Here is a 14,270-nt window from a genome sequence, read left to right as displayed (position 1 = left end):
CATGCGACTGACTGCACTGCTGCCCCTGTCCCTGGCCCTGCTGGCTGCCCCGGCCCTGCAGGCCGAAGAGTTGCCCAAGGCGATTCAGCAACTGCAAGCCAAGGGTGCCGTGATCAAGGGCAGCTTCGCTGCGCCCGACGGCCTGCGCGGGTACGCCGCCCAGTACCAGAACAACGCCCTGGCCCTGTACCTCACCCCGGACGGCAAGCATGTGCTGGTGGGCAGCCTGTTCGACGAACAGGGCAAGGACCTCAGCGCCGAGCCGCTGAAACAGCTGGTGTATGCGCCGATGAGCAAGGCCCTCTGGACGAAGATGGAGAACACCGCGTGGATCGCCGACGGCAAGGATGACGCGCCACGCAAGGTCTACCTGTTCAGCGACCCCAACTGCCCGTACTGCAACATGTTCTGGGAACAGGCGCGGCCGTGGGTGGAGTCGGGCAAGGTGCAGTTGCGCCATATCATGGTCGGCATCATCCGCGAGGACAGCCCAGGCAAGTCGGCCGCGCTGCTGGCGGCGAAAGACCCGGCCAAGGCCCTGCATGAACACGAAAAGGCCGGCAAGGCCAGCACGTTGAAGCCGCTGACGCAGGTGCCGGAGGCGGTGCAGCAGAAACTGGCGGCGAACATGGCCTTGATGGAAGAAATGGGGCTGCAGGCAACCCCGGCGATCTTCTATCAGGATGAGCAGGGCAACCTGCAGAGCCAGCAAGGGGCGCCGCGGCCGGAGCTGCTGGGCAAGATTCTCGGCAAGCGCTGAGATAGCGCTTCGCGCTTTGTTGCAGGAGCGGCCTTGTGTCGCGAAAGGGCCGCAACGCGGCCCCGTGATATCTGCGGCGGAGCTGAACTGTTGGGGGCGCTTGGCGCCCCTTTCGCGACACAAGGCCGCTCCTGCAGGGCCAGCGCCAAGGTCGCATGCGGCGTGATACCGGTGGGAACTACAGTTCTTCGAACGCCGCCATCAGGTCACTCAGCCGGTCGACCTTGGCCTCATCCAGCGCACTGCCCTGCAGGCCCCGCACATGTTCGGCCAACTCCGCCACCGTGCTGCACTCGAACATCGCCCGCAGCGGCACGTTCAACTGCAGCTGTTTCTGCACCTGCGAGGCGATCCGCGTAGCCAGCAACGAATGCCCGCCCAGCTCGAAGAAGTTGTCGTGCACCCCAACCCGCCCGGCCTTGAGCACATCGGCCCAGATATCCGCCAGCAGTGCCTCCAGCTCATTGCGCGGTGCCTGGTACGCCTGGCTGTGCTGGCCAGCGATGTCGATGGCCGGCAAGGCGTTGCGGTCGAGCTTGCCGTTGGCGTTGTGCGGCAGGCTGTCGAACCAGCCCCAGTGCAGCGGTACCATGTACTCCGGCAACTCGCCACGCAGGCGCTGCTTGAGCTGCTCCAGCAACGCAGCATCGGCGCTGATGCCCTGATGCGCCACCAGGTAACCGACCAGGTACTTGCCATTGACGCCCTCCTGCACGCCAACCGCAGCGTCGCGGATCTCGGCCTGCTCGTGCAGGCGCGCTTCGATCTCGCCCAGTTCGATGCGGTAGCCACGGATCTTCACTTGATGGTCGATGCGCCCGATGTAGGCCAGCACGCCATCCGGGCGCTGCCGCGCCAGGTCACCGGTGCGGTACAAGCGTTCGCCTGCTGCGCCATACGGATGCGGGATGAACGCCAGCGCGGTCCGCACCGGGTCGCCGACATAACCGCGGCCAACGCCGGTGCCGGCCACGCACAGTTCACCCACCGCCCCCAACGGCACCAACGCCTGCTCTTCGTCGAACAGGTAAAGGCGGTTGTTGTCGGTCGGCCGGCCAATCGGCAGATAGCTGCCGTGAGTCGAGGCAGCATCGACGCGGAAGAATGCCACGTCGTCGGAACACTCCGCCGGGCCGTAGGCATTGACCAGGCCGATCTGCGGGTAACGCTGCAGCCATTGCGCAGCCAGCTCCGGCGGCATGGCTTCGCCGGTCGGCAGCATCCAGCGCAGGCCGTCGAGGGGCTGGTGGTCGTCGGCCAGCATGCCCTGGATCAGCGACGGCACGCTTTCCAGCACGCTGATGCCGGTGGCCCGTACATGCGCCAGCAGGGCCTGCGGGTCCTGGGCGATCGCGTTCGGCACGATCTCCACCCTGGCGCCGAACAGCGGCGCGGCAAGGAACTGCCATACCGAGATGTCGAAGCTCTGCGAGGCAGTCTGGGCGATCACGTCGTGCTCGGTAAGCGCCAGGTAGGGAACCTTGCTCAGCTGGTTGTTGAGCATGCCGCGCTGCTCGACCATCACCCCTTTCGGCAGGCCGGTGGAGCCCGAGGTGTAGATCACATAGGCAAGGTTGCCCGGCGCGCTATGGATGCCAGGGTTATGGCTGGCCAGCGGGCTCGCCTGGACATCTTCCCACACCAGTAATTGCGGGCGTGCCGCTGCCTCCAGCGCTTCCAGCAACTGCCGAGCTTGCCCGGCACAGGCCGCGCTGCACACCAGCACCGGGGCGCGGCTGAGCTGGAGAATGCTTTGCAGGCGCGCCGACGGCAGGCCCGGGTCCAGCGGCAGGTAGCCAGCGCCAGCCTTGAAGCTGCCGACGATCATGCCCAGCAACGGCAGCCCGCGCTCGGCCAGCAGCGCCACCGGCTGGTCCACCTGCACACCTGCGGCCACCAGGGCATGGCCCAGGCGGTTGGCCGCCAGGTTCAACCCGGCATAGTCATAGGTCGCCTCCAGGCAGCGCGCCACGATACGTTGCGAGTACGCCGCCACCTGCGCCTCGAACTGGGCGATGTAGCTCTGCTGCAGCGGGTAGGCGCAGCTGGTGCGGTTGCAGTCCTCGAGCAGGAAACGCTGTTCCTCGGCGCCCAGCAGCGGCAGCGCACTCACCTCACCGGCAAAGCCTTGCACCAGCGCCAGCAGCAGGCGCTTGAACTCGGCCAGCAGGCGCTCGACGGTCGGGTAGTCGAAATAGCGCTGGTCAAACGACAGGTGCAGGCCCAGCTCATCCCCCGGGTAGCACACCGCTGTAAGCGGGAAATTGGTGTGGGTGCGGCCCGAGTCGGAACTGGCGTTGAGCTGTTGGGCATGGTCGAGCACGGCGGTTTCGACCGGCGCGTTCTCGAACACGAACAGGCTGTCGAACAGCGGCTGGCCCTTGGGCAGTTCGCTGCACTCCTGGATCGCCACCAGCGGCAGGTATTCGTACTCGCGCAGCTCCATGTTGCGCTCCAGCAGGCCTTGCAGCCACTGGCGCACGCTGCAACGCTGGCCGGCCGCCGGCAACTGCACGCGCAGGGCGACGCTGTTGATGAACAGGCCGACCGTACGCTGCATCTGCGGCTGGCTCACCGGCCGCCCGGCCACGGTCACGCCGAACACTACGTCACGGTCGCCGCTGTAGCGCGCCAGCACCAAGGCCCAGGCCGCCTGGGCAAAGGTGTTGACGGTGAGCTGGTGAGCCTGGGCCAGTTCGCGCAGGCGCACGCCGTCGTCTACCGCCAGGCGGGTATGGCAGTCACCGACGACCATGCCGCTGCCGGCGTGGTCGTGGCGTAGCGGGCGGTCGCTGGGAATGGCGGTGGCGCGCTCGAAGCCGGCCAGGCTGGCCTGCCACCAGGCGCGGGCATCGTCCAGGCCCTGGTGTTGCAGCCAGCCGATGTAGTCGCGGTAGCGCGGCGGCACCGGCAGTTGCGCCTGCCGGCCCTCGCCGAGGGCCTGGTAGATTTCGAAGAAGTCGTTCATCAACAACGAGCGGCACCAGGCGTCGATCAGGATGTGGTGATTGCTCATCATGAACCAGTAGCGCTCATCGGCCACACGCACCAGGCGCAGGTGGAAAGGCGCTTCGCTGAGCAAGGCGAAGCCAGCCTCGCGCTCCTGCTTGTGCAGGGCCTGCAGGCGCTGCTCCTGGGCGTCATCATCGAGGTCGCGCCAGTCCTGGTAATCCAGTGGCGTATTGCCTGGCTTATGGATGATCTGCAGCATCGCCTCGCCGGTGTTCCAGCTGAACGATGCGCGCAACGCCTCATGCCGTGCCACCACCGCTTGCCAGGCCTGGGCGAAGCGTTCAGGGTCAAGGGCACTGTTGATGCGGTAGCGGTCCTGCATGTAGTAGAGGCCGGTACCCGGTTCCAGCAGGGTGTGCAACAGCATGCCTTCCTGCATCGGCGTCAGCGGATAGACGTCCTCGATCTGCGCAGCCGGCACCGGCAAGGCGTCGATCTGCGCCTGGGTCAGGTGCGCCAGCGGGAAGTCGGACGGCGTGAAGCTGCCGTTGCCATCGGCCAGGCAATGCTCGACCAGCGCCAGCAACTCCTGGCGATAGGCCTCAGCCAGGCTGGCGATGGTGCGCTCGTCATAGCGCTCGGCGCTGAATGTCCAGCGCAATTGCAGGGCACCGCCATATACCTGGCCATCAACACTCAGCCAGTTGGGCAACGGCGCATCGGCAGCGTGGGCCTGGCCGGCCGGGGCGTCCAGCGGCTGGAACAGCGCCGCGCTGTCGAACTGCTGGTCGAACTGGCCCAGGTAGTTGAAGGTGATGCGCGCCTGCGGCAAGGCCGCCATCTGCTCGCGTACCGTCGCATCGGCCAGGTAGCGCAGCACGCCGTAGCCCAGGCCTTTGTGCGGCACCTGGCGCAGTTGCTCCTTGATGCACTTGATCGAAGCGGCCCGCGTCGCATCGTCCTCGCCCGGCAGTGGGCGCAGGCTGAGTGGGTAGGCATTGGTGAACCAGCCGACGCTGCGGGTCAGGTCCATGTCTTCGAACAGCCCGTCGCGGCCATGGCCCTCGAGTTGCACCAACACTGCCTCATCGCCGCTCCAGCGGCACAAGGTGCGCGCCAGCGCAGTCAACAGCAGGTCGTTGACCTGGGTGTGGTACGCCGCCGGGGCCTGCTGCAACAACTGCCGGGTCTGCTGCGCATCCAGGCCGATGGCCAGTGTGCGGGCATGGCGCTGCAGGTTGCCGCCCTGCGGGTGATCGCACGGCAGTTCGCGACGCACGCCCGCCAGCTGGCCTTGCCACCAGCCCAGCTCGTCGCGCAGCGAGTCGCTGCCGGCATAGCTGGCCAGGCGGGCCGCCCAGTCGCCCATGGTGTGCGTCTTGGCCGGCAGCGGCTGGCCACGGTACAACGCCTGCAGGTCTTCCAGCAGCACCCGCCAGGACACGCCATCCACCACCAGGTGATGGATCGCCAGCAACAGGCGCTGGCTGCCCTGCCCGTCACGCACCAGCAGCGCGCGCAGCAATGGACCTTGCTGCAGGTCGAGACTGCGCTGCAGGTCGGTGTACAGCGCCTGGCAATCGGCGAAGTCGGCAACCGTCGCGCTCCACAGCAATTGCCCGGCGCCAGGCTGAGCGTAGGCGGCCTGCCAGCGGCCGTTGGCCTCGCTGAAACGCAGGCGCAGGCTGTCGTGGTGCCGCACCAGGGCGGCCAGGGCCTGCTCCAGTGCCGCTTCGTCCAGCGCTTGGCGGGCTTGCAGCAACACCGCCTGGTTCCAGTGCTGCGGCTGCGCCAGGTCGGTGGCGAAGAACCAGTGCTGGATCGGGGTCAGGCCGACCGGCCCCTGGCGCAGGCCCTGGTCGAGGGTGCGGGTGGCGTCGCTGTGGCGAACGACGGTCGCCAGGGCCTGGATGGTCTGGTGCTGGAACAGGTCGCGCGGCGTGAACTGCAGGCCTGCCTGGCGAGCCCGGCTGACCACCTGGATCGACAGGATCGAATCGCCGCCCAGTTCGAAGAAGTTGTCCTGCACGCCGACCCGGGCCAGGTTCAGCACATCGCACCAGATCTGCACCAGTTGCGCTTCAACCACACTGCCAGGGGCCTGATAATGCTGGCGGGCCTGCTCCAGCTCTGGCAGCGGCAGCGCGCGGCGGTCGAGTTTGCCGTTGCCCATCAGCGGCAGGCTGTCGAGCAGGACCAGGTGGGCGGGCACCATGTAGTCCGGCAGGTGACGCCGGGCCTCGGCCTTTACCGCTTCACGCAGCCGACCCTGGGCCGCGCTGTCGGCAGCCGCCTGCCGGCATACCAGGTACCCCACCAGTTGCTTGCCACCCGGCAAGTCGAGGGCCAGCACCACGGCTTCGTCGACCTCGGCATGCGCCTGCAGGCGGCTTTCGATTTCCCCGAGCTCGATGCGGAAGCCGCGAATCTTCACCTGCTGGTCGGCACGACCCACGTACTCGACCAGGCCATCGCTGCCCAGGCGCACCAGGTCACCGGTGCGGTACAGGCGCCCGCCTGCGGCACCGAACGGGTCGGCGACGAAGCGTTCGGCGCTGAGGCCCGGGCGGTCGTGGTAACCCTGGGCCAGGCCGGCACCGCCGACATACAGTTCGCCGATCCCGCCTTGGGGCAACAGGGCAAGGTTTTCGTCGAGGATATAGGCCGTGCGGCTGCCGACAACACGGCCGATCGGCACGCTGCCTAGGTCTGCGGGCAGCGTGTCCGGTGCCAGACAGGCCAGTGGCATGACCACGGTTTCGGTCGGGCCGTAGGCGTTGAACAACTGCTGCGGCACAAACGCCTGGCGAATGCGCTGCAGGTGCTCGCCGGTCAGCGCTTCGCCACCGGTGATCACCAGGCGTACCGGCAACTGCTCGCCCTGCCCGGCCAGGTACTGCGCCAACTGGCTGCCGTAGCTGGGCGTGAAGCCGAGGATGCTGACCTGCTGCTCGCGCACCAGCTGGCAGATATCCTCGGCCCCCCACTGCCCCTGGGCGCGCAACACCACGCGGGCACCGCACAGCAGTGGCACCCACAGGCGTTCGCTGGCGGCATCGAAGTTGATCGAATAGAAGTGCAGCTCGCAGTCGTCGCTGCGCATGCCAAATGCCGAGATCACCGCCTGGCAGTGCATGGCGAATTCGCCGTGGCTGACGACGACGCCCTTTGGCTTGCCGGTGGAGCCGGAGGTGTAGATCAGGTAGGCCTGGTGCTGCGCCAGGTTGCGGTTGTCCAGTGGCGCAGCGCTGTAGGCCGACAGGCTGGCGGAGTCGTCTTCCAGGCTCCAGCACACCACCCCTTGGGGCAGCTCGCCAAGGCTTTGCAGCAGCGCGCGCTGGCTCAGCAGTAGGCCGATGCGGCTGTCTTCGATCATGTAGCGCAGGCGGTCCAGCGGGTACTCGGGGTCGAGCGGCACGTAGGCGCCACCGGCCTTGAGTATGGCCAGCAAGCCGACCACCATGTGCAGCGAGCGCTCCAGTGCCAGGCCCACGCGCACCTGCGGGCCCACTCCACGCTCGCGCAGGGCGCGGGCCAGGCGGTTGGCTTGCTGGTCGAGCTCGGCATAGGTGAGGTGCTGGCCGGCGAAGGTCAGCGCAGCGGCGTGCGGGGTGCGCGCTGCCTGGGCGGCGAACAGGCCATGCAAGGTCTGGTCGAGGTTCCCATGCTCGCCGGGCAACTGGCCCGCCAGCACCTGCTGCTCGGCGCTGACCAGCATCGGCAGCTCGCACAGGCGCTGTTGCGGGTCGTCCAGCAGGCCGCCCAGCAGCTGCTGCCAGTGCTCGGCCATGCGGGCGATGCGCGGCTCGTCGAACAGGTCGCGGCTGTAGGTCAGGCAGCAGTTGAGGCGGCCATCGAGGTCGGTCACCTCCAGGTACAGGTCGAACTTGGTGGCGCTGGCATCGTTGACCAGGTAATCCACCTGCATGCCGGCCAGCGTACGGCTTTGCTGGAAAGCCCAGCGCTGGACGTTGCACATCACCTGGAACAGCGGGTTGTAGGCGCTGCTGCGCGGTGGCTGCAGGGCTTCCACCAATTGCTCGAATGGCAGGTCCTGGTGCGACTGGCCCTCGATGGCAGCCTGGCGCACCTGCTCCAGCAAGGCATGGGCAGTCATCTGCCCGTCAACCTCGCAGCGCAGCACCTGGGTATTGAGGAACGCGCCGATCAGGCCTTCGCTTTCCGGGCGGATGCGGTTGGCCACCGGCGCGCCGATGCGCAGGTCGCGCTGGCCGCTGTAGCGATGCAGCAAGGCGGCCAGGGTGGCGGTCACGGTCATGAACAGGGTTAACCCGCGCTGGCGGTTGAAGGCGTGCACGCGGGCGACCAGCGCCGGGGCCAGTTCGAAGCGGTACAGCTCGCCACGGTGGCTCTGCACCGGCGGGCGTGGGCGGTCGGCGGGTAGCGCGAGTACCGGGTGCTCATCGCCCAGGCGCGCCTGCCAGTAGGCCAGCTGGCGCGCACCTTCGCCACTTTCCAGCCATTGCCGTTGCCACAGGCTGTAGTCCAGATACTGCACCGGCAGCGGCGGCAGTGGCGATTCGCGGTCATCGACGAAGGCTTCGTACAGCTCGCCCAGTTCGCGGGCGAAGATGTCCATGGCCCAGCCCTCGGTGACGATGTGATGCAGGGTCAGTACGAAGCAATGCTCACGCTCTGCGGCCTTGACCAGGCAGGCGCGCAGCAGCGGGCCGTGCTCCAGGTCGAAGGGCTGGTGCGCCTGATCGTCGGCCAGTTGCCGCAGGCGTTGCTGGCGGGTGGCCTCAGACAACGCGCTGAAGTCGTGCCAGTCCAGGTGCAGGCTGGCGTCTGGCGCCACGCACTGGTACGGCACGCCGTCGATGCTCGGGAAGGTAGTACGCAAGGTTTCATGACGCACCACCAGCGCCTGCAGTGCACGCTCGAAGGCCTCCACATGCAGGGTGCCGCGCAGGCGCGCCATGCCACCGACGTTGTACGCCGGGCTGTCCGGCTGCATCTGCCAGAGGAACCACATGCGCTGCTGCGAGTACGACAGCGGCACGGCCTGGCGACGGTCGACGCGGGCGATTTCGCCTTGCAGGTTGCGCTCGCCGGCGGCGCGGATACGGGCGATCTCGGCACAGAAGGCGCCCAGTTCGCTGGCATTGAACAGGGCCTTGAGCGGCAGCTCGACATCGCAGGCCTGGCGGGTGCGCGAAACGATCTGGGTGGCCAGCAGCGAGTGACCGCCGAGGGCGAAGAAGTCATCCTGCAGGCCGACCCGCGGCAGGTTCAGCACCTCGCGCCAGATGGCCGCGACCTGCTGCTGCAATGCGCTTTGTGGCGCAACGTGCTCACGCTGCTGCCACACCGGGGCCGGCAGCGCCTTGCGTTCGACCTTGCCGCTGGGGCCCAGCGGCATCTGCGCCAGCGGGACGAGTTGTGCCGGCACCATATAGGCCGGCAACTGTTCGGCCAGCACGGCCAGCAACTCGGCTGGCTGGGCGCTGCCGCAATAGTAGCCGACCAGTTGCGCGCCGACCGCGTCCTGGTGCACCAGCACCAGCGCCTGTTCGACACCCGCTTGCGCCAGCAGGCAGGCCTGGACTTCCTCGGGCTCGACGCGGAAACCACGCACCTTGACCTGCTGGTCGAGGCGGCCGAGGTACTCCAGGGCCTCGCTCTGCACCTGCCAGCGGGCACGGTCGCCACTGCGGTACAGGCGTTCGCCATGGCCATCGGCCCGGGGCACGAAGCGTTCGGCGGTAAGGCCCGGGCGGCCCAGGTAGCCACGGGCCAGGCCGGCGCCGCCGAGGTACAGCTCGCCCGGCACACCGGGGGCAGTGAGTTCAAGTTCGTCGTCCAGCACGCGGCACAGCACATTGGCCAACGGGCGGCCGATCGGCGAACGCTCGCCATCCGCCGCCTGGCAGTGCCAATGGGTGACGTTGATGGCGGTTTCGGTCGGGCCGTACCGGTTATGCAACTGCGCCTGTGGCAGCACCTGCAGCACGCGGTCACGCAACGCGGCGGGCAACGCCTCGCCCCCGGAAAACACCCGGCGCAGGCTGGTACAGGCCGGTGCCTGCGGTTCCTGGACAAACACCTGCAGCAGGGGCGGCACGAAATGCAACGTGGTCACACCATGGGCCTGCACCAACGCGGCGATACGCTGCGGGTCACGGTGCTCGCCGGGGCCGGCAAGCACCAACTTGCAGCCCGTGACCAGCGGCCAGAAGCACTCCCACACCGAAACGTCGAAGCTGACCGGCGCCTTCTGCAGCAGCACGTCGCTGTCGTCCAGGGCATAAGTGGCCTGCATCCATTGCAGGCGCTCGGCCAATGCCGCGTGGGTGTTGCCTACGCCCTTGGGCTGGCCGGTGGAGCCGGAGGTGTAGATGACATACGCCAGGTTGTCGCCGTGCAAGTGCAACCCGGGTGCATGGCTGGGCCAGCTGTCCAGGTGCAGCTGGTCGAGGGCGATGGCGCTGACCCCATCGACCTGCGGCAGCTTGCCCAGCAGGCCGCTGTGGCTCAGCAGCAGGCCGGCGCCGCAGTCGGCGAGCATGTAGGCCAGGCGCTCGGCCGGGTAGTCGACGTCCAGCGGCACATAGGCGCCACCGGCCTTGAGGATCGCCAGCAGGCCGACCAACAGTTGCGGCGAGCGCTCGACGGCAATGGCCACACAGGTATCGGGGCCAACCCCCTTGTCCCTCAGGTAATGGGCCAGGCGGTTGGCTTGCTGGTGCAGCTCGGCATAGTCCAGGCTGCCCCCCTGCCAGACCAGCGCGGTGCGCTGCGGGGTCTGGCGCGCCTGATCATTGAGCTGCTCAACCAGCAGGCGCTGCGGCGCTACGGCCGGTGCCTGGCCCCAACCCAGCAGTTGCCTGCGGGCTGGCTCGTCGAGCAGCTGCACCTCGCCCAAGGCCCGTTGCGGCGCAGCGCAGACTTGCTCCAGCAGGGCCAGCAGGTGCTCGGCCAGGCGCTCGATGGTAGTGGCTTCGAACAGCCCGGCGGCATAGTCGAAGGCCAGGCTCAGGCGGCCCTGATGGTCTTCTTCGCTGTGCAGCTGCAAGTCGAACTTGGCCTCGCGGCTGTGCCACGGCAATTCTTCGACGAGCAGGCCAGGCAGGCGGCGCAGGGCCGACAGGTCGCGTTGCTGGTGGTTGAACATGACCTGGAACAGGCCTTGTTCGCGCGCCTCGGGCATGGCTTCGACCAGTTGCTCGAACGGCAGGTCCTGGTTGGCCTGGGCTGCCAGGGTGGCTTGGCGCACCTGGGCCAGCAACTGGCTGAACGGCAGGCGGCCATCGAGTTGCGAACGCATTACCTGGGTATTGATGAAGAAACCGACCAGGCCCTGGGTTTCCAGGCGCGGGCGGTTGGCGTTGGGCACACCGACGCGGATGTCGGCCTGGCCGCTGTAGCGGTGCAGCAGGGCCTGCCAGCCGGCCAGCAAGACCATGAACAGGCTGGCTTGCTGCTCGCGCGCCAAGCCCCTGAGCGCCTCGGCGAGGCCGGCTGGCACCTGCACCTGCAACCGGGCGGCCCGCTGGTCGCGTTGGCTGGTGCGCGGCTGGTCGGTGCACAAATCGAGCACCGGCGCTTCCTCGCCCAGGCGCGCCTGCCAGTAGTGCAACTGACGCTCGGCCTCGCCGGCGGCCAGCCATTGCCGTTGCCAGCTGGCGTAATCGGCGTAGCCGAGGGGCAGCGGTGCCAGGTTGGCCTGCAGGCCCTGGCAGTGGGCGGCATATAGCCTGGCGAATTCCTCCAGCAGGATATTCAGTGACCAGCCGTCAGCAACGATGTGGTGCAGGGTCACCCACAGCTGATGGTCTTCATCACCCAGGCGCGCCAGGGTCACCCGCAGCAGCGGGCCCTGGGTCAGGTCGAAGGGCTGACAGGCTTCTGCCTCGCGCTGGGCGATGACCTGGTCGGGCGGCTGGCCGGCAAGGTCCAGGCGGCGCAGGTGGAATGGCGCGGATGGGAGGATGCGCTGCAGGGCTTGGCCGTGTTCTTCGCTGAACACGGTGCGCAGTGACTCATGGCGCTGCACCAGTGCCTGGAAGGCCGCTTCCAGGGCACCTTCATCCAGCTCGCCACGCAAGTGCAGGCCAGCCGGAATGTTGTAGGCCGCCGCCTGCGGCTGCAACTGCCACAGCAGCCACAAGCGGTTTTGCGCCAGTGACTGGGGCAATGCCCGGGCGCGCGCCAGCGGGGCGATGGCGGTAGCTCGGGCGCCGTCGGCAGCGAGCAGGGCGGCCACTGCCTGGCTGTAGTCGGCCAGCACGGGCGCCTCGAACAAGGTGGCCAGGTTGAGCGAGATGCCCAGTTCGTCGGCCAGGCGAGCGGTGGCCTGGGTGGCAGCAATGGAGTTGCCGCCCAGCAGCAGGAAGTGGTCGTCTGCCGCCACCGTCTGCACCTTGAGGATGTCGCACCATATGCTGGCGATGCGCGCCTGTAGCGCATCAGCGGTTGCCGGGCTGGCATCGGCTGGATTCTGCCCAGGGAACCGGGCATAGCAATCCAGGCTGCCATCGGCCATGCGCGTGCGGCAGGCCGAGCGCTGCAGCTTGCCGCTGGAGGTCTTCGGCAATGCGCCGGGGTTCAGCAGCAGGACCACCGCCGGGGCTTGGCGGCAGGCATCGGCGACGACCTGGCGCAGGGTCTTGATCAGGTCGTCGGGCTTGAGCGCCTTTTGCACGTTGCGGCTGACTTCGACTGCCACGCCGATGCCCTCCTCACCCTGCTGCTCGACGGCAAATACTGCCACCCGGCCTTTGCGCAGCACCTCGACTTCGCGTTCGAGGGTTTTTTCCAGGTCCTGTGGGTAGAGGTTCTGCCCGCGTACGATCAGCAGGTCTTTCAGGCGCCCGCTGACGAACACTTCGCCTTCGCGCATGAAGCCCAGGTCGCCGGTACGCAGCCAGGTCTGGCCGTCCATTTCGACGAACGTGCGGGCGCTGGCTTGCGGGTTGCGCCAGTAGCCCCGGGCGATGCTCGGGCCGCTGGCCCAGATCTCGCCGACCTGGTTGTCGCCCAGCACCTGCAGGCGTTGCGGCTCGACAATACGCAGCGCATGCCCCGGCTGCGGGTAGCCGCAGCTCATCAGCACGCTGCCCTGGCCCGGCTCGGCGCGGTTGGCGGCGAAGGCCTCGGCGTCCAGTTCCAGCGCGGCGATGCCCTGGCCACGGCGGCTACCGCTGACGAACAGGGTCGCTTCGGCCAGGCCGTAGCTGGCGAAAAAGCTCTGCGGGTCGAAGCCGCAGGCGCGGAACTTGTCGGCGAAGGTGGCCAGGCTGTCCTGGCGGATCGGCTCGGAGCCGGAATAGGCCACGCGCCAGCGGCTCAGGTCGAGCCCGGCCAGGGCGGCCGTGCTGACCCGTTCGCTGCACAGGCGGTAGGCAAAGTCGGGGCCACCGCTGATGGTGCCGCCGTACTCGCTGATTGCCTGCAGCCAACGCAGCGGGCGGGCCAGGAAGTAGCCCGGCGCCATCAGCACGCAGGGCACACCGCTGAAGATCGGCTGCAGCAGGCCGCCGATCAGGCCCATGTCGTGGTACAGCGGCAGCCAGCTGACGATGACGTCGTCGGGGTTGAGGTCGATGCCGAAGCCGCGGCGGATCAACTGCTCGTTGGCCACCAGGTTGCCATGGCTGACCTGCACGCCCTTGGGCAGCGCGGTGGAGCCGGAAGTGTACTGCAGGAAGGCGATGTCATCCCCCTTCAGGGCCGGTTCGCGCCAGTGCGCAGCCAGCGCCGGCTCCAGGCGGTCGACCGCCAGCAGCGCAGGGGCGTTGGCCCTGCTCAGCGCCTCCAGGCCTTGCAGGCTGCCTTCCAGCGCCGCCACGGTCAGCAGCAGGCGCGGTTCGGCGTCGTCGATGATCGACAGCAGGCGTTGCTGATGGTGCTGGCGCGTCGACTCCGGCGGGTAGGCCGGCACCGCGATCACGCCGGCATACAGGCAGCCGAAGAACGCCGCCACGTAGTCCGGCCCACTGGGGAACAACAGCACCGCACGCTCGCCGAAACCGGCCCGCGCCTGCAACGCAGCGGCGATGGTGCGCGCGCGCTGGTCGAGTTCACGGTAGCTGAGCACGGCCTGCTCGCCGGGAGCGTCGGCGAGAAAGCGCAAGGCGATCCGCTCCGGGGTCTGTGCGGCGCGTTGCGCCAGGGCCTGGACCAGCGAGAGCGGGAGTTCGAAGGCGTCCGTCATGGGGGTGTTCCTGCCAGTGTCTGGTGAGGGCGGGCCGGCTGCTGCGCGAACCTGGGCGAGCAGCGTACGGCGGCCGGATGTACACAGGGGAACGTATGGGCAGGGGGAGAAATTAGCGGGGTCTGGCTTGGCAGGTGTGGCGCCTGGGAGATCGCGCGCCGCCCGCGCGGCGCATCGCGAGCTGCGCTCGCTCCTACGTTGGTTTCGGGCCAATTATTCCTGTGGGATTTGCGCGCGTACGCCTTGGCGCCCGACGGGATATCGCGTCGTACACACCAGGCGGTCGCGCGCGCCTGTCACAAGCGTTACTGGCCCGAAACGAACGTAGGAGCGAGCGCAGCTCGCGATGCGCCGCGCGGGCGGCGCGCGATCTCCCAGGCG

General features: G+C 68.1%; 2 protein-coding genes. One reads left to right on the top strand and one right to left on the bottom strand.

The annotated features are described in order from the left end of the window. Position 1: 1 nt before the first annotated feature. A complete protein-coding gene (dsbG, locus tag JKP78_RS22150) occupies positions 2-760 on the top strand; it encodes a thiol:disulfide interchange protein DsbG (RefSeq protein WP_200627626.1) in 759 nt (252 codons plus the stop codon). Between the two features lie 178 nt (positions 761-938). Here dsbG and JKP78_RS22145 read toward each other — a convergent pair whose 3' ends face one another. Beyond that, positions 939-13,889, bottom strand: a complete 12,951-nt coding sequence (locus JKP78_RS22145; protein ID WP_200627625.1) for a non-ribosomal peptide synthetase — start codon at positions 13,887-13,889, stop codon at positions 939-941. Positions 13,890-14,270: the final 381 nt, after the last annotated feature.

Source organism: Pseudomonas sp. LAM2023 (genome assembly GCF_016620375.1).
In the GTDB taxonomy this organism is placed as follows: Bacteria; Pseudomonadota; Gammaproteobacteria; order Pseudomonadales; family Pseudomonadaceae; genus Aquipseudomonas; species Aquipseudomonas anuradhapurensis.
This window is presented reverse-complemented; position numbering and strand designations above follow the sequence as displayed.